39 protein-coding genes are annotated in these 24,187 nt (G+C 40.9%); 35 read left to right on the top strand and 4 right to left on the bottom strand.

What is annotated here, in order from left to right; translation table 11 throughout:
• The first annotated feature begins 53 nt into the window (after window positions 1-53).
• From rpsL to BM161_RS08595, 34 genes are all read left to right on the top strand, one after another.
• Window positions 54-428 carry a 30S ribosomal protein S12 gene (gene rpsL / locus BM161_RS08430; RefSeq protein WP_074641255.1) on the top strand — a complete coding sequence of 125 codons (375 nt, stop codon included), beginning with the start codon at window positions 54-56 and terminating at the stop codon, window positions 426-428.
• A gap of 12 nt (window positions 429-440) precedes the next feature.
• Complete coding sequence (rpsG, locus tag BM161_RS08435) at window positions 441-911, top strand: 30S ribosomal protein S7 (protein WP_074931669.1); 471 nt, start codon at window positions 441-443, stop codon at window positions 909-911.
• Window positions 912-1,543: 632 nt separating this feature from the next.
• Window positions 1,544-2,728, top strand: coding sequence for an elongation factor Tu (tuf, locus tag BM161_RS08440; RefSeq protein ID WP_074931672.1), 1,185 nt, complete (start codon window positions 1,544-1,546; stop codon window positions 2,726-2,728).
• A gap of 73 nt (window positions 2,729-2,801) precedes the next feature.
• Window positions 2,802-3,110, top strand: a complete 309-nt coding sequence (gene rpsJ / locus BM161_RS08445; RefSeq protein WP_022931802.1) for a 30S ribosomal protein S10 — start codon at window positions 2,802-2,804, stop codon at window positions 3,108-3,110.
• Between the two features lie 118 nt (window positions 3,111-3,228).
• Window positions 3,229-3,849, top strand: coding sequence for a 50S ribosomal protein L3 (rplC, locus tag BM161_RS08450; RefSeq protein WP_074641251.1), 621 nt, complete (start codon window positions 3,229-3,231; stop codon window positions 3,847-3,849).
• Between the two features lie 10 nt (window positions 3,850-3,859).
• Complete coding sequence (gene rplD / locus BM161_RS08455) at window positions 3,860-4,498, top strand: 50S ribosomal protein L4 (RefSeq protein WP_074931675.1); 639 nt, start codon at window positions 3,860-3,862, stop codon at window positions 4,496-4,498.
• Window positions 4,498-4,782, top strand: a complete 285-nt coding sequence (locus BM161_RS08460; protein ID WP_074931679.1) for a 50S ribosomal protein L23 — start codon at window positions 4,498-4,500, stop codon at window positions 4,780-4,782. Before rplD ends, BM161_RS08460 begins: the two co-directional genes overlap by 1 nt.
• Window positions 4,783-4,808: 26 nt before the next feature.
• A complete protein-coding gene (gene rplB, locus BM161_RS08465; protein ID WP_074931683.1) occupies window positions 4,809-5,633 on the top strand; it encodes a 50S ribosomal protein L2 in 825 nt (274 codons plus the stop codon).
• A gap of 17 nt (window positions 5,634-5,650) precedes the next feature.
• The gene (rpsS, locus tag BM161_RS08470; RefSeq protein WP_022931797.1) at window positions 5,651-5,932 is read left to right on the top strand and encodes a 30S ribosomal protein S19; all 282 of its coding nucleotides are present in this window, start codon (window positions 5,651-5,653) and stop codon (window positions 5,930-5,932) included.
• 16 nt (window positions 5,933-5,948) lie between these two features.
• Complete coding sequence (rplV, locus tag BM161_RS08475) at window positions 5,949-6,305, top strand: 50S ribosomal protein L22 (protein ID WP_022931796.1); 357 nt, start codon at window positions 5,949-5,951, stop codon at window positions 6,303-6,305.
• A gap of 1 nt (window position 6,306) precedes the next feature.
• Complete coding sequence (gene rpsC, locus BM161_RS08480) at window positions 6,307-7,050, top strand: 30S ribosomal protein S3 (protein ID WP_074931686.1); 744 nt, start codon at window positions 6,307-6,309, stop codon at window positions 7,048-7,050.
• A 2-nt stretch (window positions 7,051-7,052) separates the two neighbouring features.
• The gene (rplP, locus tag BM161_RS08485) at window positions 7,053-7,472 is read left to right on the top strand and encodes a 50S ribosomal protein L16 (protein WP_074931689.1); all 420 of its coding nucleotides are present in this window, start codon (window positions 7,053-7,055) and stop codon (window positions 7,470-7,472) included.
• Window positions 7,473-7,482: 10 nt separating this feature from the next.
• The gene (rpmC, locus tag BM161_RS08490) at window positions 7,483-7,695 is read left to right on the top strand and encodes a 50S ribosomal protein L29 (RefSeq protein WP_022931793.1); all 213 of its coding nucleotides are present in this window, start codon (window positions 7,483-7,485) and stop codon (window positions 7,693-7,695) included.
• A gap of 10 nt (window positions 7,696-7,705) precedes the next feature.
• Complete coding sequence (rpsQ, locus tag BM161_RS08495; protein WP_074931691.1) at window positions 7,706-7,981, top strand: 30S ribosomal protein S17; 276 nt, start codon at window positions 7,706-7,708, stop codon at window positions 7,979-7,981.
• A gap of 17 nt (window positions 7,982-7,998) precedes the next feature.
• Window positions 7,999-8,367 carry a 50S ribosomal protein L14 gene (rplN, locus tag BM161_RS08500; protein ID WP_022931791.1) on the top strand — a complete coding sequence of 123 codons (369 nt, stop codon included), beginning with the start codon at window positions 7,999-8,001 and terminating at the stop codon, window positions 8,365-8,367.
• A gap of 12 nt (window positions 8,368-8,379) precedes the next feature.
• Entirely contained in the window at window positions 8,380-8,694 is a 315-nt protein-coding gene (rplX, locus tag BM161_RS08505; RefSeq protein WP_074641241.1) for a 50S ribosomal protein L24, read from the top strand.
• Window positions 8,694-9,245, top strand: coding sequence for a 50S ribosomal protein L5 (gene rplE / locus BM161_RS08510; RefSeq protein ID WP_074931694.1), 552 nt, complete (start codon window positions 8,694-8,696; stop codon window positions 9,243-9,245). Before rplX ends, rplE begins: the two co-directional genes overlap by 1 nt.
• 7 nt (window positions 9,246-9,252) lie before the next feature.
• Window positions 9,253-9,438, top strand: coding sequence for a type Z 30S ribosomal protein S14 (locus BM161_RS08515; RefSeq protein WP_022931788.1), 186 nt, complete (start codon window positions 9,253-9,255; stop codon window positions 9,436-9,438).
• Between the two features lie 9 nt (window positions 9,439-9,447).
• Window positions 9,448-9,846 carry a 30S ribosomal protein S8 gene (rpsH, locus tag BM161_RS08520; protein ID WP_074641238.1) on the top strand — a complete coding sequence of 133 codons (399 nt, stop codon included), beginning with the start codon at window positions 9,448-9,450 and terminating at the stop codon, window positions 9,844-9,846.
• Between the two features lie 15 nt (window positions 9,847-9,861).
• Entirely contained in the window at window positions 9,862-10,401 is a 540-nt protein-coding gene (gene rplF, locus BM161_RS08525) for a 50S ribosomal protein L6 (protein ID WP_074931698.1), read from the top strand.
• An 11-nt stretch (window positions 10,402-10,412) separates the two neighbouring features.
• On the top strand, window positions 10,413-10,775 hold the full coding sequence (gene rplR, locus BM161_RS08530; RefSeq protein ID WP_074931702.1) for a 50S ribosomal protein L18: 363 nt from the start codon (window positions 10,413-10,415) through the stop codon (window positions 10,773-10,775).
• Between the two features lie 8 nt (window positions 10,776-10,783).
• Window positions 10,784-11,299 carry a 30S ribosomal protein S5 gene (gene rpsE, locus BM161_RS08535; protein ID WP_074641232.1) on the top strand — a complete coding sequence of 172 codons (516 nt, stop codon included), beginning with the start codon at window positions 10,784-10,786 and terminating at the stop codon, window positions 11,297-11,299.
• Between the two features lie 3 nt (window positions 11,300-11,302).
• Window positions 11,303-11,485: a 50S ribosomal protein L30 gene (gene rpmD / locus BM161_RS08540; RefSeq protein ID WP_022931783.1), complete on the top strand. Its 183-nt coding sequence runs from the start codon at window positions 11,303-11,305 to the stop codon at window positions 11,483-11,485.
• Between the two features lies 1 nt (window position 11,486).
• Entirely contained in the window at window positions 11,487-11,969 is a 483-nt protein-coding gene (gene rplO, locus BM161_RS08545) for a 50S ribosomal protein L15 (protein WP_074931705.1), read from the top strand.
• A gap of 13 nt (window positions 11,970-11,982) precedes the next feature.
• Window positions 11,983-13,317 carry a preprotein translocase subunit SecY gene (secY, locus tag BM161_RS08550; protein WP_074931708.1) on the top strand — a complete coding sequence of 445 codons (1,335 nt, stop codon included), beginning with the start codon at window positions 11,983-11,985 and terminating at the stop codon, window positions 13,315-13,317.
• Window positions 13,318-13,449: 132 nt separating this feature from the next.
• Window positions 13,450-13,563, top strand: coding sequence for a 50S ribosomal protein L36 (rpmJ, locus tag BM161_RS08555; protein WP_074641226.1), 114 nt, complete (start codon window positions 13,450-13,452; stop codon window positions 13,561-13,563).
• Between the two features lie 17 nt (window positions 13,564-13,580).
• Complete coding sequence (gene rpsM, locus BM161_RS08560; protein ID WP_074931710.1) at window positions 13,581-13,949, top strand: 30S ribosomal protein S13; 369 nt, start codon at window positions 13,581-13,583, stop codon at window positions 13,947-13,949.
• Between the two features lie 16 nt (window positions 13,950-13,965).
• Window positions 13,966-14,346, top strand: coding sequence for a 30S ribosomal protein S11 (gene rpsK / locus BM161_RS08565; RefSeq protein WP_022931779.1), 381 nt, complete (start codon window positions 13,966-13,968; stop codon window positions 14,344-14,346).
• A 19-nt stretch (window positions 14,347-14,365) separates the two neighbouring features.
• Entirely contained in the window at window positions 14,366-14,962 is a 597-nt protein-coding gene (gene rpsD, locus BM161_RS08570; protein WP_074931713.1) for a 30S ribosomal protein S4, read from the top strand.
• Between the two features lie 15 nt (window positions 14,963-14,977).
• On the top strand, window positions 14,978-16,036 hold the full coding sequence (locus BM161_RS08575) for a DNA-directed RNA polymerase subunit alpha (protein ID WP_074931715.1): 1,059 nt from the start codon (window positions 14,978-14,980) through the stop codon (window positions 16,034-16,036).
• Entirely contained in the window at window positions 16,026-16,538 is a 513-nt protein-coding gene (rplQ, locus tag BM161_RS08580) for a 50S ribosomal protein L17 (protein WP_074931718.1), read from the top strand. The genes BM161_RS08575 and rplQ overlap by 11 nt, the downstream gene beginning before the upstream one ends.
• Window positions 16,539-16,556: 18 nt before the next feature.
• A complete protein-coding gene (locus BM161_RS08585; RefSeq protein WP_074931721.1) occupies window positions 16,557-16,799 on the top strand; it encodes a hypothetical protein in 243 nt (80 codons plus the stop codon).
• Between the two features lie 123 nt (window positions 16,800-16,922).
• Complete coding sequence (locus BM161_RS08590; RefSeq protein WP_074931724.1) at window positions 16,923-17,873, top strand: PilZ domain-containing protein; 951 nt, start codon at window positions 16,923-16,925, stop codon at window positions 17,871-17,873.
• A gap of 36 nt (window positions 17,874-17,909) precedes the next feature.
• A complete protein-coding gene (locus tag BM161_RS08595; protein WP_074931726.1) occupies window positions 17,910-19,061 on the top strand; it encodes a tetratricopeptide repeat protein in 1,152 nt (383 codons plus the stop codon).
• Between the two features lie 50 nt (window positions 19,062-19,111).
• Here the strand turns inward: BM161_RS08595 and BM161_RS08600 are convergent, their stop codons facing one another.
• From BM161_RS08600 to murB, 4 genes are all read right to left on the bottom strand, one after another.
• Window positions 19,112-19,549: a DUF192 domain-containing protein gene (locus tag BM161_RS08600; protein ID WP_074931729.1), complete on the bottom strand. Its 438-nt coding sequence runs from the start codon at window positions 19,547-19,549 to the stop codon at window positions 19,112-19,114.
• Between the two features lie 65 nt (window positions 19,550-19,614).
• On the bottom strand, window positions 19,615-20,163 hold the full coding sequence (locus BM161_RS08605; protein WP_074931732.1) for a hypothetical protein: 549 nt from the start codon (window positions 20,161-20,163) through the stop codon (window positions 19,615-19,617).
• 31 nt (window positions 20,164-20,194) lie between these two features.
• Window positions 20,195-21,376: a Crp/Fnr family transcriptional regulator gene (locus BM161_RS08610; protein ID WP_074931734.1), complete on the bottom strand. Its 1,182-nt coding sequence runs from the start codon at window positions 21,374-21,376 to the stop codon at window positions 20,195-20,197.
• Between the two features lie 73 nt (window positions 21,377-21,449).
• Window positions 21,450-22,427, bottom strand: a complete 978-nt coding sequence (murB, locus tag BM161_RS08615) for a UDP-N-acetylmuramate dehydrogenase (protein ID WP_083425739.1) — start codon at window positions 22,425-22,427, stop codon at window positions 21,450-21,452.
• A gap of 125 nt (window positions 22,428-22,552) precedes the next feature.
• Here murB and cysS point away from each other — a divergent pair, with 125 nt between their 5' ends.
• Entirely contained in the window at window positions 22,553-24,118 is a 1,566-nt protein-coding gene (cysS, locus tag BM161_RS08620; protein WP_074931738.1) for a cysteine--tRNA ligase, read from the top strand.
• Window positions 24,119-24,187 lie beyond the last annotated feature (69 nt).

Consider the following 24,187-nt stretch of genomic DNA (forward strand, 5'->3'; position numbering starts at 1 on the left):
GGGTTTTGAAATATTTCCGGGGTGCTGACCGGAACAAACAGGAGAACTAGGCGATGCCTACAATTAACCAATTAATTCATCAGGGTCGTAAGTCTGCTGCAAACAGAACAAAAGCTCCAGCTCTCGAAGGCTGTCCACAGAAACGTGGTGTTTGCACTCGTGTAATGACTCAGACACCTAAGAAACCAAACTCTGCGCTCAGAAAGATTGCGCGTGTTCGTTTGTCAAATGGTATTGAAGTTACTGCATACATTCCAGGTATTGGACACAACTTGCAGGAACACTCAGTAGTTTTAGTACGCGGTGGTCGTGTAAAGGACCTTCCTGGTGTACGTTATCATATCATCCGTGGTACAAAAGATACCCTTGGAGTTGAAGACCGCAAACGCGGACGCTCTAAGTACGGTGCTAAAAAACCTAAGGCATAATGGAGGACTAAGATGGGAAGACATAAGAAATCAATCGAACGTCCGATGTTGCCGGATGTAAAATACAACTCAAAGGTTGTATCAAAGTTCGTTTGCCGTATGATGCTTGACGGAAAGAAATCTATCTGTACAAAGATCATCTACGAAGCAATGGACAACCTTAAGGCTAAAACAGACAAGGATCCTTTGGAAGTTCTTCTTAAGGCTCTTGAAAATGTAAAGCCAATGGTAGAAGTTAAGTCACGCCGCGTTGGTGGTGCTACTTATCAGGTTCCAATGGAAATCCGTGAATCACGTCGTGAAGCACTTGCAATGAGATGGATCATCGATGCAGCTCGTTCAAGAAGCGGACACGGAATGGCAGATACACTTGCTGCTGAACTTCTTGATGCTTACAACAATACAGGTACTGCTTACAAGAAGCGTGAAGATGTACATAAGATGGCTGAAGCTAACAAGGCTTTTGCTCACTACAGATGGTAGTTTAATAACTGCCTAAGTCATAAAACGGGAGGTGCTGAAAAGTGCCACCCGTTTTTTTTATGTAAATTGGGTTATTGAACAGAATGCGAAAAACTGCATTATTTTCAATAAAACTCAATAATAGCTCTTGAATTTATTTTTTAAATTTTGTATATTGTTTGAACTTGCCCTTTTTTGAATTTATAGGGGTATTGGGTTCTTTGAGAAGTCAGGCAGATTTGAATAAGCACAAGCTCTCAAGTCTGGCATCACCGTAAAGTTAATCAGAAATGATTTTCAGGTAGTTGCGGCCCTTAATGCGGTTAATTTTCACCGTTGGTGATTATTATATAGACAACAGATTATGGGTATTCCTGACGCCGGTAAAGGCAAACTCGAATATACCAGACCAGTTGTCAATCAGGTGATAATGATCGGTGGTACCGGGTTGGAACATTTCGAATAATATGGAATGTTTTTGAAATATGTTTCTTATCCGTTTCTATCAATCTTTATCTACTCGTTCAAATAGTGTGTCTGCGAATATGTCAGCTCCTGGTAAAGGAAATCTGCATATTCTGGCTTAAAGTGCAGCACATAAAAAAATAAATATGCCGGGTCAAAACGAAATTAAATCCGGCAAGGAGAAAAACATGGCTAAGGAGAAGTTCGTTAGAACTAAACCTCACATGAACGTTGGTACTATTGGTCACGTAGACCATGGTAAGACTACACTTTCAGCTGCTATCACTACATATTGTGCTAACAAATATGGTGATAAGGCCCTTAAGTATGACGAAATTGATAACGCTCCAGAAGAGAAAGAGCGTGGTATTACAATCAATACTCGTCACTTGGAATATCAGTCAGACAAGAGACACTATGCTCACATCGACTGTCCAGGACATGCTGACTATATTAAGAACATGATTACTGGTGCTGCTCAGATGGATGGTTCTATCCTCGTAGTATCTGCTCCAGATTCAGTTATGCCACAGACACGTGAGCACTTGCTTCTTGCTCGTCAGGTAGGTGTACCAAAGATCATCGTATTCTTGAACAAGGTTGATCAGGTTGATGATCCAGATCTTCTCGAACTCGTAGTAGAAGAAGTAAAAGATACTCTTAAGGAATATGGTTTCTCTGAAGAAACACCAATCATTAAGGGTTCTGCATTCAAGGCTTTGAATGACCCAACTCCAGAAAACACAGCTTGTATCGAAGAGCTCCTTACAGCTATGGATACATGGTTCGATGATCCAATTCGTGATGATCAGAAACCATTCTTGATGCCAATCGAAGACATCTTCACTATCTCTGGTCGTGGTACTGTAGTAACAGGAAAGATCGAGCGTGGTGTTGTAAATATGAACGATGCTGTACAGATCGTAGGTATCCGCCCAACAGCTGATACAACTGTAACAGGTATCGAAATGTTCCAGAAGACTCTTGATCAGGGTATGGCTGGTGATAACGTTGGTATCCTTCTCCGTGGTATTGAAAAGAAAGACGTTGTTCGCGGACAGGTTCTTGCTGCACCAAAGTCTATCACTCCACACACAAAGTTCGAAGCTCAGATTTACGTTCTTTCAAAGGAAGAAGGTGGACGTCACTCTCCATTCTTCACAGGATATCGCCCACAGTTCTACTTCAGAACTACAGATATTACTGGTACAATCGAACTCGAAGCTGGTACAGACATGGTAAAACCAGGCGATAACGTAAAAGTTATCGGTGAACTTATTCACCCAATCGCTATGGACGAAGGTCTTAAACTCGCTATCCGTGAAGGCGGTCACACAATCGCTTCTGGACAGGTAACAAAGATTATCGAATAGTTAAGATTTTTTTCAAACTAACAGGCTGGTATTGCTTATCAGTCTGTTAGTTGTGAAAAAGGAGTAAAATTAAATGGCTAATGGAAAGATTCGTGTCAGACTTCGTGCATTTGATGCAGTGCTGATCGACCAGAGTGCTAAAGCCATCGTGCAGACAGTACAGAAAGCGGGAGCTAAGGTTTCAGGCCCTATCCCTCTTCCTACAAGAATCAACAAGGTGACTGTACTTCGCTCACCACACGTAAACAAGAAGTCACGTGAGCAGTTTGAAATGCGTACACACAAACGCCTTATTGACATAATGAATCCTTCACAGGATGTTATGGATTCACTGATGAAGCTTGAGCTTCCTGCCGGTGTAGATGTAGTAATTACACAGTAATTACAGATTTTTTTTAGTTTAATAGGTACGGTCCCTCTGGATTTGGGATGACGGCCTGAGAATAATTAGGGAGTTTTGTGAATAGTTAGTAGCAAAATCCCAAATAGGAGATATCAGAATGAAAGGTCTGATTGCAAAGAAAGTTGGCATGACACAGATATTCGACGAAAGCGGAAATCTGACACCAGTAACCGTAATCCAGGTCGAGCCAAATGTTGTTGTTGCCAAGAAAACAAAGGAAAATTGCGGTTATGATGCAGTTGTTCTTGGTCTTGATGATATGAAAGCTTCAAGAGCAAGCAAGGCATATGCCGGACAATTCCCAGAGAACATTACTCCAAAGCGCCACTTGAAAGAGTTCCGCAACTTCGAAAAAGAAGTAAACATTGGAGATGTTGTTGGTCTTGAGCTCTTTGAAGGTAGTCGTTTCCTCGATGTAACAGCTACATCAAAAGGTAAGGGTTTCCAGGGTGTTATGAAGAGATGGGGCTTCCATGGTGGACGTGCTACACACGGTTCTAAGTTCCATCGTGAGCCGGGTGGTACAGGAGAATGTACAACTCCAGGTCACTCATTCAAGAATATTAAGCTTCCTGGACACATGGGATTCAAAAGAGTTACTGTGCAGAATCTGAAGATTGTTAAAGTTGATCCAGAGCTCAAAGTAATTATGGTTCGCGGTGCTGTTCCTGGAAATAAGGACTGTACACTCATCGTGAAGTCCGCAGTAAAGAAATAGGAGATAGAATATGGAAAAGAAAGTATATTCAACTTCTGGTAAAGAACTGCGTACAATCACTCTTGATGATAAAGTATTCGGTCTTCCAGTTAATGACGACGTAATCTATTACGCTATTACAAATGAATTAGCAAACAGACGTGTTGGTACAGCTTGTACTAAGACTCGTGCTGAAGTACATGGTTCTAACAATAAACCTTACAAACAGAAGGGTACTGGTAACGCACGTCGTGGTGATAAGAAATCTCCAATCACTGTAGGTGGTGGTACAATTTTTGGACCAAAACCAAGAGATTTCAGCTATTCAATTCCAAAGAAAGAAAAAAGACTTGCAATGAAGTCAATCTTGAGCGCACACGCTCAGGGCGACAGACTTACTGTTGTAGAGGATTTTACTGTAGAAAGCGGAAAAACAAAGGACTTGGTAACTATTCTCAAGAACTTTGCTAAAGACGAAAGAACAGTTCTTATCCTTAAAGATGATGATGCAAAGATTAAGCAGGCAGGACGCAATATTCCTAACCTCTCATTCCTTGCTTACAACCGTCTTGAAGCACACACACTTTTCTATGGACGCAAGGTAATTATTCTTGAGTCTGCAGTAAAGAATCTGTCTGACTTTTATGCTGAAGATAAGGAGGCTAAATAATGAATTACGAAGATATTCTTATTAAGCCTGTTGTTTCTGAAAAGGCAAGCATGTTGCGTGAACAGAACAAATATGTATTCATCGTTCACCCAGATGCTACAAAGACACAGATTAAAGAAGCTGTAACACGCTTGTTTAAGGTAAAAGTAGTTGACTGCACAACAATGAATGTGCTTGGAAAAATGAAACGACTTCGTGGAAAACCAGGTCGTACAGCATCTTACAAGAAAGCTATCGTACGTATCGCTGAAGGCGAAACAATTGCAGCTTTCGAAGGTGTATAATCTGGTAGGAATTAAGGGGATATAAAATGGCTCTTAAAGTATTTAAGCCAATGACAGCAGGTACACGTGGACGTGTAGACTTGCGTCGTGACGAACTGACAACTGATAGACCCGAGAAAACTTTGGTGTCAGGTCGTAAGTCTCATGCAGGACGCGGAGCTGGTGGTCGTATTTCTGTACGTCATCAGGGCGGCGGTCACAAGAGACGCTATCGTGATATAGATTTCAAACGTGATAAGCACGGAATTCCTGGAACCGTAAAGACAATCGAATACGATCCAAACAGAAGTGCTAACATCGCTTTGATTTATTATGCAGACGGTGATAAACGTTATATCATCGCTCCAAAGGGACTGCAGGTTGGACAGAAGGTTATTTCTGGTGAAAACGCAGCTCCAACAGTTGGAAACGCACTTCCTCTGAATGCAATTCCAGTTGGTTTTACTATTCATAACATTGAGCTTACACTTGGTCAGGGCGGACAGCTTGTTCGTTCAGCTGGTGCTAGTGCAATGATTGCAGGTCGCGAAGGTGACTACGTTATCGTTCGCTTGCCTTCAAGTGAAATGAGAAAGATTAACGGAAAGTGCTACGCTACAATCGGTGTTGTAGGTAATGAAGAGCACATGAACGTTAAGCTCGGTAAAGCTGGTCACAAGCGCTGGATGGGTATCCGTCCAACAGTTCGTGGTATGGCTATGAACCCTGTTGATCATCCACTTGGTGGTGGTGAAGGTGCTGGTAAGGGACGTAACCCAGTTACTCCTTGGGGACAGCCTTGTAAGGGCTACCAGACTCGTAACAAGAGAAAGACTTCTAGCAAGTTCATTGTTAGTCGTCGTAAGAAGTAGTTGGCGAGGAGATAATCGTGTCAAGATCTGTTAAGAAAGGACCTTTCGTAGAGAAATCACTTTACAAAAAGGTTCAGGCAATGAATAAAGAAGCAGACAGAAAAATGATTAAAACATATTCTCGCTGCTCTACAATAATCCCAGAGATGGTTGGAAACACAATCTCTGTTTATAATGGTAAATCATGGATTCCTGTATATATTACAGAAAACCTTGTTGGACATAAGCTTGGTGAATTTGCACCAACTCGTACATTCAAGGGCCATGGTGGTTCAGACAAAACTGCCTCTAAAGGCTAATAAATAGGTGGATATTATGGCTGAGAAAAAAGGTTATGTAGCCACTTCTAAGTTCCTGATTGCATCTCCAACAAAGGTTCGCCCTGTTGCACATGTAATTAATCAGAAATCCTACACTGAAGCTATGGCTATCTTGGCAAACATGCCACAGAAAGGTGCAACTTTGATTAGCGCTACTTTGAAGTCTGCTGCTGCAAATGCACTTAACCAGAACAGTAAGTTGGATGAAGATATGCTTTACGTAAAAGAAATCAGAGTTGATGAAGGTCCAAGACTCAAGAGAGTATGGTTCCGCGCACGTGGTCGTGCAGATCAGCTTTTGAAGCGTATGTGTCATATTACCGTCATCGTTGACGAGAAGGCGGGGGAATAAAGTGGGACAGAAAGTTAATCCTATTGGTTTGCGCCTTGGCGTAAACAAGACATGGCAGTCACGCTGGTATGCAGATCCACGTGAATATGCAGATTTAGTTCTGGAAGATATTAAGATCCGTAAGCTGGTATCTGAGCTCCCAGAGTGTAAAAATGCTGATATAGCTGAGATTGAAATTGTACGCCATCCACAGCGCGTTACAATCGTAATTCATACAGCTCGTCCAGGTGTAATTATTGGTGTTAAAGGTGCATCAATCGAAAAGATTAGTGCAGATATTCAGAAGCAGCTTACAAAGAAAGTTCAGATCAAGATTAAGGAAATCAAGCGTGCAGATTTGAATGCAAACCTGATTGCTCAGAATATTGGTCGTCAGCTTGTTGGTCGTGGTTCATTCCGCAAGGCAATGAAGCAGGCTGTAAGCAATGCTATGCGTGCTGGTGCACAGGGTGTAAAGGTTCGTCTTAGTGGTCGTCTCGGTGGAGCAGATATGTCTCGTACTGAAGAGCACAAGGAAGGACGTGTACCTCTTCATACTCTTCGTGCTGATATCGACTATGGTACATACGAAGCTCTTACTACATACGGTAAAATTGGTATTAAGGTATGGGTTTACAATGGTATGAACTATGGTATCGACCACAATGAAGATGCTGGTCAGCTCGTTAAGAAACCAAGACGTCCAGCTCGTCAGGCAGCTGAAAAGACTGAGGGTTCTGAACCTGCTAAAAAGGCAAGGAGTTAGTTATGCCACTTAGTCCAAAAAGAGTAATTCACCGTAAGGTACAGCGCGGTCGTGAAAAAGGAAATGCGACACGCGATAACAACATTGATTTTGGTGAGATTGCACTTGTTGCAATGGAACCAACCTGGCTCGATGCCAGAGTAATCGAGGCAGCCCGTGTTGCCATCAACCGTAAGTTGGATCGTAAAGGTAATGTTTGGATTCGTGTATTCCCAGACAAGCCAATTACAAAGAAGCCAGCTGAAGTTCGTATGGGTAAGGGTAAGGGTGCTCCAGATCACTGGGCAGCTGTTATCAAACCGGGAATGATTTTGTTTGAAGTTGGAGGCGTAGATATTAATCTCGCACACAGAGCTCTTGAGCTCGCTGCAGATAAGCTTCCAGTTATTACAAAGATTGCTGTAAAGCCAACACGCGACTAGGAGGAATAAGATGGCTGATTCAAAGAAAAAGAACGATAAAGAACTGTCTTATAAAGAACTCGTAGCAAAACGTGACGAGCTGAAAAAGGAATACATGGATCTCCGTTTCAAGATGGTAATTTCCCATGTAGATAACCCAATGCAGAAACGTACTATGCGCCGCGAAATCGCACGCTTGAATACGTTTATCCGTGCGAAAGAACTCGCCGGAGAAAATAAGTAGGAGCTGAACTGTGGAAGAGAATGCTGTTCAGACTGTAAAGACTGCAAAACGTTCATTTGTTGGACTTGTTACATCAGAAAAGATGGACAAAACAATTGTAGTAACAATTTCATCAAAGAAAATGGACCGTCTTTACAAGAAGTATGTTACTAGATCTAAGAAGTACATGGCTCATGATGAAAACAATGATGCTCATGTAGGTGATACAGTGCGAATCGTTGAATGCAGACCGCTCAGCAAGAACAAGTGCTGGCGCCTTGCAGAAGTAATTGAGCGTGCTAAATAAGCGAAGGAGTTAGAATTATGATTCAGATGCAGTCATGTATGACAGTTGCTGATAACTCTGGAGCTAAAATTGCTCAGTGTATTAAGGTTATCGGCGGTTCACATCGCAGATACGCAGGTATCGGCGATATCGTAGTAGTAGCTATTAAGGATGCAATTCCTACATCTACTATCAAAAAGGGTACAATTGAGAAAGCTGTAATTGTACGTCAGGCAAAAGAATACCGTCGCCCAGACGGAACTTATATCCGTTTCGATGATAACGCTTGTGTTATCGTTGACGATAGCAAGAACCCTAAGGGAAAACGTATTTTCGGACCTGTAGCTCGCGAGCTCCGTGATATGGACTTCATGAAGATCATTTCACTTGCTCCGGAAGTTCTTTAAGGAGAAATGAATATGTTGACTAAATCAAAAATCCGCAAGAACGATACAGTAGAAGTAATTGCCGGAAAAGATAAGGGAAAGCGCGGCGAAGTTGTTCGCGTTGACCTCAAGAAAGAACGTGTTGTTGTTTCTGGTGTAAATATCGTTAAGAAGGCAATGAAGAAGAGAAGCCAGCAGGATCAGGGTGGTATCGCTGAGATCGAAGCTCCTCTTAATATTTCAAATGTAGCAATCGTATGTAAAAAATGCGGTCCTACAAAGATTGGTTATAAAATCGACGGCGACAAGAAAGTTCGCGTTTGCCGTAAATGTGGAGATGTTCTGTAATGGCAAATTACGTACCTCGGCTTAAGAAAGTCTATAAAGACGAAATCGCACCTGCTCTTATGAAAGAGTTCAACTACACAACTCCAATGCAGATTCCTGCAATTAAGAAGATTGTTGTAAGTATGGGTGTTGGTGAAGCTCTCACAAATAAGAAACTCCTTGATGCCGCAGTAGCTGACCTCACAGCAATCACAGGTCAGAAGGCTGTTAAGACAAAGGCAAAGAAGAGTATCGCTAACTTCAAACTGCGTGAGGGCAATGAAGTGGGCGCAATGGTAACATTGCGTGGTGACATTATGTATGAGTTCCTTGATCGTCTCATCAATGTTGCTTTCCCACGTATTAAGGATTTCCGCGGAATCAAAGCAACTGGTTTTGACGGACACGGAAATTTCTCAGTTGGTATTACTGAACAGTTGATATTCCCAGAAATCGACTTCGATAAGATTACAAAGATTGCTGGTATGAATATCACTTTTGTAACAAGTGCAAACACAGATGCTGAAGCAAAGGCACTTCTTACAAAGTTCAATATGCCTTTCCGCAAGTAGGTGAAGTATGGCAAAGAAATCATTGTTAATTAAAGCAGCCCGCAAACAGAAGTACGCAACACGTGAATACAATCGTTGCCAGATTTGCGGTCGTCCACGTGGATATTTGCGTAAGTTTAAGATGTGTCGTATCTGCTTCCGCAAATTGGCAAGCGAAGGCCAGCTTCCTGGCGTAACAAAATCTAGTTGGTAGGAGAATAGAATGAGTGCATCAGATCCAGTAGCAGACATGCTCACAAAGGTTCGTAATGCGGCTATGGCCCGCCACGAGAAAGTAGATGTTCCTGCATCAAAACTTAAGCTTGAAATCGTTAAGATTCTCAAGACAGAAGGATACATCAAAAACTTTAAGAAGATTCAGGAAGAAGGTAAGAACACACTTCGCATTTTCTTGAAATATGATGATGATAATAATCCGGTAATCCATGGTGTTAAGAAAATCTCTACACCTGGTCGCCGCGTTTATTCTGGTTACAAAGATTTGCCACGTGTTTACAACGGTTATGGTACAATCATCGTTTCAACTTCTGCTGGTGTAACAACTGGTAAGAAAGCTTCTGAAAAGATGGTTGGTGGCGAATTGGTATGTACTGTTTGGTAATAGGGGGAGGAAGAAATGTCTAAAGTAGGTAAACTTCCTGTTGCTATTCCAGCAGGTGTAACAGTAAACGTTGCAAACGGACTTATTTCTGTAAAGGGACCAAAAGGCGAACTTAAACAGAATTTCCATGACGAAATTGATATCAAGGTTGAAGGCTCAGAAGTAGTTCTTACAACTAAGAACAATGCTAAGCAGACAAATGCTTATCATGGACTTTACAGAAGCCTTATCAGCAACATGGTAAAGGGTGTAACTGATGGTTTCACAAAGACACTCGTTATCACTGGTGTTGGTTACCGTGCAGAAGTAAAAGGTAAAGAACTTGTAATGAACCTGGGTTACTCAAGTGACTACATTGCAATCATTCCAGAAGGACTTACAGTTGTTGCAACTCCAGATGGAAAGCTTACAATTACAGGTATCGACAAGCAGTTGGTTGGAGAATTCAGTTCTCAGATTCGTAAGTTACGAAAACCTGAACCTTACAAAGGAAAGGGTATTCGTTATGACAACGAAGTTATCAGACGTAAAGTCGGTAAGACTGGTGTTAAATAAGGTGAAGCTATATGTTTAAGAAAATGAACGATAAAAACAGAAAACGCTTGCACAGAAAGATTCATATCCGTAAGTCAATTTTCGGAACTGCTGATAGACCAAGAATGACTATCACTCGCAGCAACAAGAACATTTCTGTTCAGGTAATTGATGATAATGAAGGAAAGACTTTAGCTTCAATCTCAACTTTGGAAAAAGAATTTGCTGCTCTTAAGCCAAATACTGATGGAGCTGCAAAGCTTGGTGAAGCTTTCGGAGCACGCCTTAAGGACAAGAATGTAACTAAGGTTGTATTCGACAGAAATGGTTACTTGTACCATGGTGTTGTAAAAGCTTTCGCTGATGGTGCCCGTAAAGCTGGTATCGAATTCTAGGAGTTACTATGGAACATCAGAAAAACTTTGATAAAGATCCAAAAGAGAAGGAGTTTGTAGAAAAACTCGTTACTCTTAACAGAACATGTAAGACTGTAAAGGGTGGACGTCGTATGTCTTTCTCTGCTCTTACTGTTGTTGGAGATGGAAAAGGTCGCGTAGGATACGGACTTGGTAAAGCTAACGACGTATCTGAAGCTATTAAGAAGAGTATTGATCGTGCAAAGAGAAATCTTGTAGTAATTCCTATGAAGAACGGCACTTTGCCACACGAAATCATTGGTAAATACAAGAGTTCTGAAGTATTGCTTATGCCAGCTTGTTCCGGTACTGGAATTATCGCTGGTGGTACTGTACGTGCAATTATGGATGCAGCTGGTGCAACAGACGTTCAGTCTAAGTCTTTGGGTTCTAACTCAGCAGTAAATGTTGTTCGCGCAACATTTGACGCTATCTCAAAGCTTATGGACGCTAAGAAGGTTGCTGCCAACAGAGGTAAAACTCTTGACGAGTTGTGGGGTTAATGTATGGCTAAACAGTTGAAAGTTACATTAATTAAAAGCGTAATTGGTCAGAAACCAGAAAAGAAAGCAACAGTTCGTAGTCTTGGACTTAAGAAGATTTCTTCTTCTAACACTCTCCCAGACACAGACGCTGTTCGCGGAATGGTTGCTGCTGTATCACACTTGGTAAAGGTAGAGGAGATCTAAAATGGCAGAGTACAATCCAATTCTTAGCGCTCCTCAGGGTGCTAACAAAAATCCTAAGCGTGTTGGACGTGGTTCTTCTTCAGGACTCGGTACAACTGCTGGTAAGGGTAACAAAGGTCAGCAGTCAAGATCTGGTAAGGCTGGTCCTTACGTAGGTTTTGAAGGTGGACAGATGCCTCTTTACAGACGTATCGCTCGCAAGGGATTCTCAAACTATCCTTTTAAGAAAGAATATGTATGTATAAATGTTGAGCTTCTGAATGCAAAGTTCGATGACGGTGCAACAGTAGATAAGGCAGCTCTCGCAGCAAAGGGATTCATCTCTTTGAAGAGTGCTCCTCTCGTAAAGATCCTTGGAAACGGCGACGTTACAAAGAAATTGAACGTTGTAGTTGATAAGGTTTCTGAATCTGCAAAAGCAAAAATCGAAAAAGCTGGTGGATCAGTAAAAACTGCTGAAGCATCTGCAGAAGAAGCAAAATAAGGCGGAGTAGAACATGGCAAGCAATCCAATTGTAAATATGTTTAAAGTTAAAGAAATAAGAGACCGTTTGTTCTTTACATTCCTGATTCTCGCAGTTTTCCGTTTGGGATCTGTAATTACAGTACCAGGAATCGATGCTAACGTTCTTATTAAATACTTTGACGATTTAGCTGCGCAGAACAAAAACGCATTCGCCAGTTATATGGACTTCTTCGTAGGAGGAGCTTTCTCAAACTTCTCTATTTTGATGCTTGGTGTAATGCCTTATATCTCTATGCAGATTATCATGCAGCTTGCTGTGATTATTTTCCCGTCCCTTAAACGCATATCTCAGGAAGACGGTGGTCAGAGAAAGATTGCTCAGTACACACGTATTGGTACAATCATTGTTTGTATCATCCAGGCTTGGGGTATGTCAGTTTATGCAAACAGTATCCCTGGTTGTATCGTTCTCGAGAACAAGATGGCTTTCAAGGCTCTCTTCCTCGTAACTGTTACAACTGGATCTATGGTTGCTGTTTGGTTAGGCGACCAGATTACAGCTCGTGGTATAGGAAATGGTATTTCAATGATGATTTTTGCAGGTATCGTAGCCCGCTTGCCTAACGCAATTGTTGAGCTTGCTCAGAAAGTTAAGGCTGGCGAGATTCAGCTTGTATTTGTAATCCTTGTAATCATCATGTTCATTGCAATTATCGGATTGGTAATTTATGAAGAGTCAGGCCAGAGAAAGATTCCTGTTCACTATGCTAAGCGCGTAGTAGGAAGAAAAATGTATGGCGGACAGAGCACATATATTCCATTCAAGGTTAACCCATCAAACGTTATTCCTTTGATTTTTGCAAACTCAATCCTTACAATGCCTCTGATGTTTGTACAGTCAGTCGCAAAGGGAGAAAATTCTGCAAGATGGATTAGTTCTATCGCAAGAGTTCTTACTCCTAATGGAAAGTGGTACAATTTATTGTTGGTAATTCTTATTATCTTCTTTGCTTACTTCTACACTCAGGTAACCCTGAACCCTACTGAAATCGCAAAGAACATCCGTGAAAACGGCGGCTCCATTCCGGGTGTGCGTACAGATAAGACAGAAGAATACCTTACAAAAATATTGAACAGACTTATATTACCAGGTTCATTGTTCCTTGCTTTGATTGCAATTATCCCAACACTCATTCAGAGCTGGTTTGGATTCCCGCAGTCAGTTGCACAGCTTATGGGAGGAACTTCACTTATCATCTTGATTGGTGTTGATCTTGATACAATGAGTCAGGTTGAGGCTCTCCTTAAAATGCATCATCATGAAGGACTTACAAAGAAGGGCAAAATCAGATCACGAAATCTCTAAAAGAATTTTTAGAAAATTCGTGAATTAGCAGTAGAAAAGAACTGGGAATATGTGATATATTATCTTTTACCGAATTGCTCTCATTGCGAGGTGCCTAAAATTCGGTAAAAATATTCTCATGGGGGCTTTTATATGAAAGTACGAACCAGTGTAAAACCTATCTGTGACAAGTGTAAGGTTATTAAGAGAAATGGTATTATTCGTATCATTTGTTCAAACCCAAAACATAAGCAGAGACAGGGCTAAGGCTTAAGGAGAAACAGATGGCTCGAATTGCGGGAGTTGATATCCCTAACAAGCACGTAAGAGTTGCTTTAACTTATATTTATGGTATCGGCCGTTCATCAGCAGATGCAATCTGCGAAAAAGCAAAGATTGAACCAACAAAAATGGCTAACGATCTTACACAGGATGAATTGGCTAAGATTCGTGAAATCATTGACGCTGAATACAAGACAGAAGGACGTCTCCGTTCTGAAATCGGTCTTAACCTTAAGCGTTTAATGGATATTGGTTGCTATCGTGGTCTTCGTCACAAGAGAGGTCTTCCAGTACGCGGTCAGAGAACTCGTACAAATGCACGTACTCGCAAGGGTAAGAAGAAGACTGTTGCTAACAAGAAGAAAGCATAAGGCGGAGGAATAATTAATGGCTACCGTTAAGAAACGAAAGGAAAAAAAGAGCGTATACGAAGGAAACGTTTATATCCAGGCTACGTTCAATAATACTATCGTAACTGTAACAGATATGAAGGGAAATGCTCTTTCTTGGGCATCTTCAGGCGGACTCGGATTCCGTGGAGCAAAGAAATCTACTCCATTTGCCGCTCAGTCTGTTGCTGAAACAGCTTTGCAGAAGGCTGCTAGTTATGGTTTGCGTGAAGTTCACGTTTATGTAAAGGGACCAGGAATGGGTCGTGAAAACGCTATCCGTTCTATTGGTGCTATGGGCTTGAGAGTAAAGTCTATTTCTGATGTTACTCCAATTCCTCACAATGGCTGTCGTCCTCGTAAGACTCGACGCATGTAAATCTTAAGGAGAATACGTTATGGGTAAAAGCACACAGCCTCTCTTAAAGAGATGTAAAGCCTTGGGTATCAACCCAGTTGTAATGGGTTATACAAAGGAATCAAAGAGAAATCAGAAAGAAGTTAGACGCGCTAAGAAGTCTGAATACGGTCTTCAGCTTACAGAAAAGCAGAAGCTCCGCTTCATCTATGGTGTTCTCGAGAAGCAGTTCCGCAAGTACTATGTAATGGCTACAAAAAAGACTGGCGTAACTGGTGAAGTTTTGCTGCAGATTCTTGAATCTCGTCTTGACAATGTTGTTTATAGAATGGGATTTGCTAAGACTCGTCAGCAGGCAAGACAGATGGTAAGCCATGGCCACATTACTGTAAATGGAAAGAAGGTTGATATTCCTTCTTACCTCGTAAAAGTAGGCGATGTAATTTCCATCAAAGAAGAAAGCAGAGCTTCTGCTGGAATCAAGACAATTGTTCTCGCTAATGGCGACAAAGTTGTTCCTGGTTGGCTCGAAGTAGATGCTGAGAAATTTACTGGAAAGGTTGTAAGCTTGGCTGCTCGTACAGATATTGACTACGCAGTTAAAGAGAACCTTATTGTTGAATATTATTCTAAATAATAAAGAGGAGTTTAGATGGCTCGCAAAAACTTGCTTAAAGGTTTCAAAAAACCTAAAGGTATTTCATTTGAACCGATTGACAGTACCAATCCGAATTATCAGAAGTTTTATGCCTACCCGTTTGAAACAGGTTTTGGTACAACAGTTGGAAACACTTTAAGAAGAGTATTGTTGTCATCTATCCAAGGTTATGCAATTACCTCTATCCGTATTACATCTTATGATGAAAGTGGAATCTCTCATATTATTTCCAGTGAATTTGAAGCAATTCCAAATGTAGCTGAAGATACTCTTGAGATTATCAATAGTCTTAAGATGATACGGTTGTGCTTGCCAGAGGACGTTGAATCAGACACTATTCAGTATGAGTTCAAAGGTCCTGGTGTAGTAAAGAGTGATGATTTTGCAAGAGAGGGAAAACTTGATATCAAGACTAAAGATCAGGTGATCTTTACAATGATGGAAGGTGCTCAGCTTGATATTGAAATTCAGGTAGACCTTGGTAGGGGATACGTACCTGCTGAAACTAATGAACATTACATAGAAGTTGTTGGTACAATTCCTATGGATGCCATTTTCACTCCTGTTCCAAAAGTAAAATATTCTATTGAGCCTTGTCGTGTAGGTCAGCGTAATGACTACGATAAGCTTGTTCTTGAGATTTGGACTGATGGAACAATTTCACCTGTAAATGCACTTGGAGAAGCTGCAAAGATCGCTAAAGACCACTTTGCTATCTTTATCAACTTCAACGATAGTGAGATTTCTGGTGGTGATGAAAGTGATGAAGGAGATGAGACTATTAAGACTATTCTTAATACTCCTGTTGAGGAACTCGAACTTTCAGTACGTTCATCAAATTGTTTAAAGAATGCAAATATTCGTACAATCGGCGAATTAACTAAGAAGACTGAAGATGACATTGCAAAGACAAGAAACTTTGGAAAGAAGAGTCTGCAGGAAATCAAGGAAAAGCTCCAGGAATGGAACCTTACACTTGGTATGACAGATTACAGTCATCTGAAGAATGCTGCCAATATTATAAAGCAGAAGGAAGAAACAGATGAATCATAGAAATGGTTTTAATCCGCTTTCACGTACAACAGCACATCGTCGTGCTATGTCACGCAATATGGTAACTTCGCTCTTCAGATATGAGCGTATTACTACAACAAAATCTAAGGCTCTTGAAGTAAGAAAATCTGCTGAAAAACTCATTACAAGAGCAAAAGAAGATACTGTACACAATCGTCGTGAAGCTGCAAAGTTTATTCAGGATGAAAAGATCTTGAACAAGCTTTTCACAGAGATTGGTCCTCGCATGAAGGAAAGAAACGGTGGTTATACTCGTGTTCTTAAGCTTGGATATCGTCAGGGCGATGCTGCAGATGTTGTAATTCTTGAGCTGGTAGACTATAAGCTTGATGCTGACAAGTCTGAAGAAAAAAAGCCTGCTAAGAAAGCTGAAAGTAAAAAGCCTGCAGCTAAGGCAAAGGATGCAAGTTCTGAGGCTAAGCCAAAGAAAACTACAACAAAGAAAGCTTCTGAAAAGAAAGAAGAAGCTCCTGCTAACTAAGCTAAATAGGAGTTTAATATGTCAAAGAACCATCGTGGATCTGGAATTAGATCATTACCTGCACACGGAAGAGGAACATGTGCTATCTGTGGTAAAACAGATATCAAAGTTCTTTGGGAAAAGGAAATTAATGGTCAGACTGTAAATGTTTGTAAGTTCTGCAACGCTAAGCTCAAGAATGAAGCTCGCGTAGAAGCAAGAAAGGCAAAGCCAGCTGCTGCTGAAGCTCCTGCAGAAGAAACTCCAGCTGCTGCTGAGTAAGTTCTGTTTTACAGACATTATAAACCGTCATCAATATCGGATGGCGGTTTTTTTATTTTAGGGTGATTTTCTTAATTAGTTTGCCTTGAAAGAAAAGGCAAGTTGAAATATAATTATAGAGTAATGAGTGTAGCAACCAGTCATCACATTTCCAGATATTACGATTATTATCGTGATAAGGAAATTGTTTTTACAAAGGCAAATTTAAAATCTCTGCGCATTGATCCACGTCAGATCTATCTTAAAAGTAATGGTGGTCAATGGCCTTGTATCATAAACTCGTCTTCACTTCAGCAGGCTAAGGTTATTATTGGAACTTCTAGTGGTATCTTTACAACTGTTCAGAAAAACAGAAGTGCACCAATCAGTATCAGATACTGCTTTTTTGATCAGAATAATGAACCTATTCAGTTTTCTGTAAATTGTACTGTAATTGATATTAAACCATTTCAGGATTCGAACGAACTTGCATTGGTAACTTTATCATTTACACAGCGTCCGCCTGATGATTTGATTCTTCGTATAGGCGAGTTTATTGAAGTAAATGAGAACTTCCAGAACCGTAAGGAAGAAAGAATCGCAATTAATGATAACTCACTTCGTCTCTTGAATATTCCAAAAGAGGAGTCTTACATCTTTATTGCAGGAGTTCCTAGAAAGTGTATCCTTAAAGATATTTCTTTTGGTGGTGCTAAGGCAATGCTCGTAGGAATTCCAAAGTTCCTTGAGAATAAGGCTGTAGATTTGCGTCTGTTCTTTATAGATACAAATGAAAAGATTTCGCTTCCTGGTGTAATCAAGAATTCAGATTTCTTACCTGGTCGTAAGGATATTTCAATTGTTCATATTGAATTCATTCCAGACGAAATTCCTATGACCTATAAGTTCCATATCAACAGCTATATTACTTCTTACCAAAAGCAGTTGATTCAGAACCAGATTAACAACAAAGCAGCTGAAGAAAAGGCAGAAGCTGCAGCAGCTGCAAAGAAGGCCGCTGCTGAACAGAAAACTGCTGATGCTCAGGCAGTATCTGCACAGCAGGCAGCTGCAAATCCGACTGCAGCTAACTAACAGGCTGTCTAAATCAAATTTTTAAGTGGTATTATTATGAATCCATCAAACCCATTGGAATCGATTTATTTTATTAACATTCCATCAATTCAACTTACATCTTGTAATTCTTTTGAAATTGATCCGACAATTCCGTTGCCGGTACAGAAAAAGCCAGGCGAAGAAGGCAAAAACTTTGATCCTAAGGCAATTGAACCTGAACAGATTCTTGCAGGTATGCTTACAATTCTTGCCTACGATTCAAAGAATACAAATCTTGATTATTACCGCTCAATTCTTAAAAAGATTAAGCCTAATCTTAAGAAAGAACTTTGTGAGGCGGCAATTCTTAAAACAAAGAATGAAGATTTTGACCTTGCAGAAGAAATCTTCCGTGCCCTTATAGGCTTTGATCCTGAAGATGTTGCAATCATTCTTAATATGGCTTTGTTCCTTGACCAGCGTGCAGACTCTTACAGAAACTCTGGTCTTTTTGATGATGCTGATGCTTATGATGCAGATGCATATTCATATTATGAACAGGCTATGAATGCTGAGCCACCACTTCCAGATGTATATTTTAATGTTGGTTTTTATTACATGAAGCAGCATAAATACCGTGAAGCAAAGGATGCTTTTGAAACATATCTTGCACTTACCTGTGAAACAAGTGATGAGGATATGGGTGAGAACGGTGTTTATAAAAAAGAACGTGCTCAGGAAATCATCAATAATATTAATAACCAGAATATGGAAGATGAGTCTTTTAAGGCTGCATATGATTTGATTTCAAGCGGTCAGGAAGAAAAAGGCCTTGAGCAAATTAGAGACTTCCTACAGAGCAATCCTAAGGTTTGGAACGGCTGGTTTATGCTTGGCTGGGGACTCAGACGTCTTGAACGCTTCTCTGACGCTAAACAGGCTTTCCTTGAGGCTCTGAAATATGGTGGAGACACCAATGCAGATACTTATAATGAACTTTCATTGTGTTATGTTCAGGAAAAGGATTTTGCAGAAGCTCAGAAGTGTCTTATGAAGGCACTTGCAATGGAGCCTGAAAGCACAAAGATTATGTCAAATCTTGGTTATCTTGCGCTTGCAATGGGAAATAAGCAGGAAGCGCGTAATTATTTTACTGCTGTGCTTGAGTTTGATCCTAAGGATAGAATTGCGGCGAGTGAACTTGCTAAATTAGAAGTTGGAGAATAAATGGATTGCCACGTCGCTGCGCTCCTCGCAATGACGTGGTGTGTGAATATTTAAGGAAGTACGACGGTGTCACCAGTGGTGATGTCGTTTTTTTTATACCAGCCTTGTGGGACTTCCAGGGCGTAACGCACAGACACTGTACTCAAAATTGAATCTGTGCTGTAAGGATTCATATCAAAAATATCGCGGATTTTTCCTTTTGAATCGATGTAGGCAATTGAAAGCGGGTGTGGTGTATTGTGCATCCAGAAGGAAAGAATCTGGTCGCGTTCAAAAACAAAAAGCATACCTGTTCCATCCGGAATATTTTTACGTTCCATAAAACCATGATTACGGTCTTCTGCTTTTATAGCCATTTCTGCCTTAACAATAAACTCTGTTCCGTCCTGGCGGATGATTTTTACGTCCTGAACAGGGAGTTTTTTGGTTTTGCAGGAAAGAAATGGGGTAAGAAGAAGTAAAGAAAGTATAAAAATAGACTTTTTCATAAGAGCTCCATTATTGTGGTTTCGCCCTTCGACTTCACTCAGGGACCGAAACCACTGGGTGTTTATTAAAGTTCGTCGAGGAACATTTCCTGAGTTATTTCTGTTGGAGATGCCTGGATGTTTGAGTAATTCTGAGTCTGATCAAAAATCTTATTGTCTATGTATTTAAGAGTAAGAGGTTTTTCAAGGCTCATTGTAACTTCATCATCTTTCCAGGTTGCAGACTGTGGATTAAAGCTTGTTGGTTCTCCGTATTTTTCTGTGAGCTTTTTGAAAATGCTGTAATAATCCATTTTTTCAGGATTTACGTTGATTGTGATTATATAAAGCTCATCAAAAGAGAACTGGAACCAGCAGCGGGTTAGAAAATCTGAGCCCATGCCGCGTTCAGCATCTGTTTCGATTAAGGTTTTGCTTGAATGTGGAATAAGAGATACGTCCCTGTCGCCGTGGTAGCCAAACTCGGGATTTTTTACAAGAGTTTCTTTGGTTTCTTCAAGACTCATTCCTAATTTTATTTCTTTATAGCCATGTGGTAGACTTTCTGCAAATAAACATATTGATAGAGCAGAAATTGAAATGAGGATAGTAAATTTCTTCTTGAACGGAATCATATTTAGATTATCGGAAGATAATTTTTATAATTTATTTATTTTGTTTACGATAGAAAGCAGCAGCCTTCATAACTTCCTGTGCATCTTTAATGAAAATTTTTCCGTTTTCAATGCGAATCTGGTTGTAATTTTCAAAATCGTAAATAGCTTTTGGCTGATTCTGATTTTCAATTCCACACATGTTTGCAAGGTCTTTTGGAGTAAATTCAGTCTGCATAGAAACTTTTGAGAGACCAAGCTTTACGCGCTGTTTTTCAAGCTGAAGAGAAAGCATATCAAGCATTTTGGCAAGTGGTTCATGAAGTGCAGCATTATCCAGCTGACGGTACATAGACCAGAGGCGGTCAGCAAGAGTGGTTGTAAGTTTTGCTACCAGCTGAGGCTGTGTTGCTACCATCTGGTTAAAGTTGGAACGGTTGATAACCATAAGAGTACAGTCGCTATGGGCGAGGGCATTGGCAGAACGTGGCTTGTTTTCGATAAGTGCCATTTCACCAAACATGTCGCCTTTTTTAAGTACTGCGAGGGTTACTTCATTTCCGTTTACAACCTTAGTAATTGAAACTTCACCTCTCTGAATAATAAACATATCTGAACCAGACTGAGCCTCAGAGAAGATCATTGTATCTTTTGGATACTGTCTTGAAGGTTCTGCTGTAGGTTCAAAATAAACTGCGTGTGTTTTAGGCTTAAGTGCTACAAACTTCTGTTTTGCAAGATCTGCATTAGGTCCCTGAGGTTTAGTTTTGAGATATTGATAATATGCGAAAACAGCAACATCTGGGAGTGCATTCTGTTCATAGAAAGAAGCTACTTTGAAAATTTGTTCGTAGGTGTCCTGAACTACAGAGTGGAGAGTTGCCTTTGTAAGCATTTCATTCATAACACGCATTCGGTTTGCAAAGGTTTTGATGATTTTAAGAGCAACTGGAGTGTTCTGTGAAATGAGTTCAGGGTACTGATCTTTGCGTACAGAGATTGCCATTACGTCTGTTGTGGCAATTGCAGTTTCAATCTGAAGGTGGTCAGACATACAAGGTACTACACCAACGAAGTCTCCGGGTCCATACATTGTAGGGGCAAGGCCAGAGCCAGAAGATTTCATACATTGTACGTTACCTTTCTGGATAATATAAAAATGATCGGTATTTTCCTTGCCTTCTACGACGAGATAAGAACCTTTTCTGAAACTAACGATTTGTAACTGCAGCAAGAGTGTACTCTCCTAAGATTATTCAATATATAAGTATAAATTTAGAATTTTTATTTGTCAATTAGTGAATTATTCAATTATTCTGGACAAAAATGATTTCTGGTTCCAGCTCAAAGCCGAATTTCTCTTTAACGGCTTTTTGGGCGGCCTGGACTAAGGAACGGATGTCGGCGGCAGTGGCGCTGCCTGTATTTATGATGAAATTGCCGTGGAAAGGTGCAATTTGGGCGCCGCCGACAGCAAGCCCTTTGAGTCCACAGTCGTCTATGAGTTTTCCGCTTGGGGCACCGAAAGCCCGGTTGTTTTTGAAAACGCTGCCGGCGCTCGGATATTTGAAATGACCTTTATCTACGCGTTCGGCGATGTATTTTTTACAGTCTGCGACAATTTGTTCGTGGGCGGCGGCGCCGGCAGGCCTGAGACGGAAGGTTGCCTGGGTGAGGTAACGCTGTGTAATTTGTGAGCCATCTTCTGCAGTGTGTGCCTGGAATGGTGATTTTTTATATTCCCAGTCTGAGGCATTAAAAGGAAGTTCAACAAACTTTGCTTTTTCGCCGGTATATTCAATGTGCGTTGTAGAGTATAAAATATCACTAACAGAACGGTCAAAACAGCGTGCGTTCATATAAACGGCACCGCCGACAGTTCCAGGCAGACCTGCAAACTGTTCTGCGCCACTGAGATTCTTTTTAGTGCAGAAATCAACAAAGGCTGCCATTGGAACTCCGCACTGGCAGGTTACCAGAACTGACCCATCTGGGGTTGTTTCATCAGAATCATAAAAGATTTCTTTGATTTGCTGTGTAGAAATAATTGCGCCTTCGTAGGTTCCATCAGGGTAAACAACGTTACTTGCTCCGCCTGTTACAAAAAAAGAAAGTTCTGCGGAGCGTGCGGCGCTTATTACAGATTCCAGCTGCGCTGGAGTTTCCGGGGTGATAAATAATCTTGCTGTACCGCCTACCTTAAAGGTTGATTTTGGTGCGAGCAGTTCGTTTTCTTTATAAGGAATTTTTGCTGTTTTTAGCATTGAAGCAAGGAAATTTATCATAAGATTATTATAATGTGAAAAAGGTTTTGGGAAAAGGTGTGTGTTGTTTAAGAGGTTGGAAAATTGTATAATTGAAGGAAATAAAGCGGGTCTTAGGGGTGCAGCCCCTTATAAGGAGATTTAATATGGCACTGAGATTATACAATACTATGGGACGCAAAATGGAAGAGTTTAAGCCACTTGTTGAAGGACATGCTGGTTTTTATGGTTGTGGTCCTACAGTTTACAATTACGCACATGTGGGAAATCTTCGTGCTTATGTCTGTTGGGACATACTTGATAAGACTCTGCAGTTTTTAGGTTATGACGTAAAGCATGTTATGAATATTACTGATGTTGGTCACTTGACTGGAGATAATGATGAAGGCGAAGATAAAATGAAAAAATCTGCGGCTGAACGTCACCAGAGTGTACTTGAAGTTGCTCAGTATTATACTGACGCTTTTATGAAGGATATTGATGCTTTGAATATCCGCCATCCGGATGTAATCTGCAAGGCTACTGAGCATATTGATGATATGATTGAACTGATTAAGAAGATTGAGGCACAGGGCCACACTTATATGGCTGGTGGAAATCTTTATTTTGATATATCTACTTTCCCTGATTATGGTAAACTTGCAAATTTGAATCTTGATGAACTTAAGGCCGGAGCTGGTAAGCGTAAGGTTGTTGTTGTTGATGAAAATAAGCGTAATCCTGGTGACTTTGTTCTCTGGTTTACTAAGTCTAAGTTCGAAGATCAGGCGATGACCTGGGATTCTCCATGGGGTCGTGGTTATCCTGGCTGGCACATTGAATGCTCTGCCATGAGTATGAAGTATCTTGGTAAGCATTTTGATATTCATACTGGCGGTATAGACCATGTGCCGGTACATCATACTAACGAGATTGCTCAGTCGGAAGGTTCTTTTGATGAGGCTGAGAGAGCTAAAGGTCCATGGGTTGATTACTGGATGCACAATGAGTTCCTTATTCTTGAGGGCGGTAAAATGAGTAAGTCCAGCGGACACTTTATTACCCTGCAGACTTCTTTGCCGGAAGACAAAGGTTTTTCTTTGAAGGATAAGGGCTTTGCTCCCCTTGATTACCGCTTCTTCCTTTTGAGTGGTCATTATAGAAAACAATTGGTTTTTTCTCTGGATGCTCTAGAATCTGCTAAGAATGGTCGTGCGGCTTTGAATGCCCGTGTTGCTAAATTGATTTCGAAAGCAAATTCTGAAGAAGGTCTTGGCCTTACACGTGAAAACTTTGCTTCTGTTCTTGCAGGCATTGCCCTTGATGAAGAGAGCATGAATAAGTTCCGCGAAGGCCTTGAAAATGACCTTGCCACTCCTGTTGCAATGGCTGCAATGCAGAAGGCCGCTGCTGCAAAGGGTGGAATGAAGGCTTCTATAGCACTTGCCACACTCCTTAAGATGGACAGTGTTTTGAGTCTTGATGTAATTAAGAATGGTTTTGAGGCCCTTGCAGAACAGATTAAGTTTTCTGGTGCAGCTGGAGCAGAAACTGCTGTAGATTCTCATGCAGGGGATCCTGAGGCAGCAGAAATTGATGCTCTTGTTGCTGAGCGAACAGCTGCAAAAAAAGCAAAAGATTTTGCTCGTGCTGATGAAATTCGTAACCAGTTGACTGCCCGTGGTGTTATTATTATTGATACACCGAATGGTCCGACTTGGAAACGGGGATAAATAGACTGGTGGTTTCGATAGGCCCGCCTTCGCGGGCACTCAACCACCAGACATAACGGAAAAAAATCT

The sequence above is a fragment of the Treponema bryantii genome (genome assembly GCF_900113965.1).
GTDB classification, from domain to species: domain Bacteria; phylum Spirochaetota; class Spirochaetia; order Treponematales; family Treponemataceae; genus Treponema_D; species Treponema_D bryantii_A.

Bases quoted from the DNA above. Each gene is read 5' to 3' on its own strand.
- rpsL (WP_074641255.1), top strand. From the start codon at position 54: ATGCCTACAATTAACCAATTAATTCATCAGGGTCGTAAGTCTGCTGCA.
- rpmC (WP_022931793.1), top strand. From the start codon at position 7,483: ATGGCTGATTCAAAGAAAAAGAACGATAAAGAACTGTCTTATAAAGAA.
- tuf (WP_074931672.1), top strand. From the start codon at position 1,544: ATGGCTAAGGAGAAGTTCGTTAGAACTAAACCTCACATGAACGTTGGT.
- rpsJ (WP_022931802.1), top strand. From the start codon at position 2,802: ATGGCTAATGGAAAGATTCGTGTCAGACTTCGTGCATTTGATGCAGTG.
- BM161_RS08515 (WP_022931788.1), top strand. From the start codon at position 9,253: ATGGCAAAGAAATCATTGTTAATTAAAGCAGCCCGCAAACAGAAGTAC.
- rpmD (WP_022931783.1), top strand. From the start codon at position 11,303: ATGGCTAAACAGTTGAAAGTTACATTAATTAAAAGCGTAATTGGTCAG.
- BM161_RS08590 (WP_074931724.1), top strand. From the start codon at position 16,923: ATGAGTGTAGCAACCAGTCATCACATTTCCAGATATTACGATTATTAT.
- rplR (WP_074931702.1), top strand. From the start codon at position 10,413: ATGTTTAAGAAAATGAACGATAAAAACAGAAAACGCTTGCACAGAAAG.
- rpsM (WP_074931710.1), top strand. From the start codon at position 13,581: ATGGCTCGAATTGCGGGAGTTGATATCCCTAACAAGCACGTAAGAGTT.
- BM161_RS08595 (WP_074931726.1), top strand. From the start codon at position 17,910: ATGAATCCATCAAACCCATTGGAATCGATTTATTTTATTAACATTCCA.
- rpsG (WP_074931669.1), top strand. From the start codon at position 441: ATGGGAAGACATAAGAAATCAATCGAACGTCCGATGTTGCCGGATGTA.
- BM161_RS08575 (WP_074931715.1), top strand. From the start codon at position 14,978: ATGGCTCGCAAAAACTTGCTTAAAGGTTTCAAAAAACCTAAAGGTATT.
- rplX (WP_074641241.1), top strand. From the start codon at position 8,380: ATGTTGACTAAATCAAAAATCCGCAAGAACGATACAGTAGAAGTAATT.
- rplV (WP_022931796.1), top strand. From the start codon at position 5,949: ATGGCTGAGAAAAAAGGTTATGTAGCCACTTCTAAGTTCCTGATTGCA.
- rplC (WP_074641251.1), top strand. From the start codon at position 3,229: ATGAAAGGTCTGATTGCAAAGAAAGTTGGCATGACACAGATATTCGAC.
- rpsH (WP_074641238.1), top strand. From the start codon at position 9,448: ATGAGTGCATCAGATCCAGTAGCAGACATGCTCACAAAGGTTCGTAAT.
- rplP (WP_074931689.1), top strand. From the start codon at position 7,053: ATGCCACTTAGTCCAAAAAGAGTAATTCACCGTAAGGTACAGCGCGGT.
- rplQ (WP_074931718.1), top strand. From the start codon at position 16,026: ATGAATCATAGAAATGGTTTTAATCCGCTTTCACGTACAACAGCACAT.
- rplF (WP_074931698.1), top strand. From the start codon at position 9,862: ATGTCTAAAGTAGGTAAACTTCCTGTTGCTATTCCAGCAGGTGTAACA.
- rpmJ (WP_074641226.1), top strand. From the start codon at position 13,450: ATGAAAGTACGAACCAGTGTAAAACCTATCTGTGACAAGTGTAAGGTT.
- cysS (WP_074931738.1), top strand. From the start codon at position 22,553: ATGGCACTGAGATTATACAATACTATGGGACGCAAAATGGAAGAGTTT.
- rplN (WP_022931791.1), top strand. From the start codon at position 7,999: ATGATTCAGATGCAGTCATGTATGACAGTTGCTGATAACTCTGGAGCT.
- rpsE (WP_074641232.1), top strand. From the start codon at position 10,784: ATGGAACATCAGAAAAACTTTGATAAAGATCCAAAAGAGAAGGAGTTT.
- rpsK (WP_022931779.1), top strand. From the start codon at position 13,966: ATGGCTACCGTTAAGAAACGAAAGGAAAAAAAGAGCGTATACGAAGGA.
- BM161_RS08600 (WP_074931729.1), bottom strand. From the start codon at position 19,549: ATGAAAAAGTCTATTTTTATACTTTCTTTACTTCTTCTTACCCCATTT.
- rplO (WP_074931705.1), top strand. From the start codon at position 11,487: ATGGCAGAGTACAATCCAATTCTTAGCGCTCCTCAGGGTGCTAACAAA.
- rplD (WP_074931675.1), top strand. From the start codon at position 3,860: ATGGAAAAGAAAGTATATTCAACTTCTGGTAAAGAACTGCGTACAATC.
- BM161_RS08605 (WP_074931732.1), bottom strand. From the start codon at position 20,163: ATGATTCCGTTCAAGAAGAAATTTACTATCCTCATTTCAATTTCTGCT.
- BM161_RS08585 (WP_074931721.1), top strand. From the start codon at position 16,557: ATGTCAAAGAACCATCGTGGATCTGGAATTAGATCATTACCTGCACAC.
- BM161_RS08460 (WP_074931679.1), top strand. From the start codon at position 4,498: ATGAATTACGAAGATATTCTTATTAAGCCTGTTGTTTCTGAAAAGGCA.
- secY (WP_074931708.1), top strand. From the start codon at position 11,983: ATGGCAAGCAATCCAATTGTAAATATGTTTAAAGTTAAAGAAATAAGA.
- rpsD (WP_074931713.1), top strand. From the start codon at position 14,366: ATGGGTAAAAGCACACAGCCTCTCTTAAAGAGATGTAAAGCCTTGGGT.
- rplB (WP_074931683.1), top strand. From the start codon at position 4,809: ATGGCTCTTAAAGTATTTAAGCCAATGACAGCAGGTACACGTGGACGT.
- murB (WP_083425739.1), bottom strand. From the start codon at position 22,427: ATGATAAATTTCCTTGCTTCAATGCTAAAAACAGCAAAAATTCCTTAT.
- rplE (WP_074931694.1), top strand. From the start codon at position 8,694: ATGGCAAATTACGTACCTCGGCTTAAGAAAGTCTATAAAGACGAAATC.